Raw genomic sequence first — 360 nt, 5'->3', positions numbered from 1 at the left:
GCCGCGCCCGGCCGCCATTGAGGGCCCATGCAGTCGCTGATCAGCAGGGTGACCGTGCGGCCGTCGGCGGGGGCGTGGACGGCGGAACGGTGGACGGTACCGTCGGGGTCGACGCGATGTGCCGTGACCGTGCGGAAGATGCCCGACTGGGCCAGCGCGGTGTGCAACTCACGGACCAGCGGACGCCAGACCGGCATCGTGGGGCCGGTGTCGTACAGGAGGTTCAGGCTTAGCCAGCGCTCCTGGGCGGGGCGCAGTACCGGCAGCCACCACTCGGGCTCCGCGTCCAGGCGGGCGATGCGGTCGGCGGTGGCCCGCTCGTCCAGCTCCAGCCGGTCGGGGGCGGCGGCGCGGCGCTTC

General features: G+C 74.4%; 1 pseudogene. It reads right to left on the bottom strand.

The features are described from left to right. A pseudogene (locus tag CCN29_RS36105) lies at positions 1-360 on the bottom strand (SAV_2336 N-terminal domain-related protein); the annotation flags it as partial.

Source organism: Streptomyces pseudogriseolus (assembly GCA_002154585.1).
In the GTDB taxonomy this organism is placed as follows: domain Bacteria; phylum Actinomycetota; class Actinomycetes; order Streptomycetales; family Streptomycetaceae; genus Streptomyces; species Streptomyces pseudogriseolus.
The sequence above is the reverse complement of the archived record's forward strand: the minus strand, read 5'-3'. Positions and strand labels throughout refer to the sequence as shown.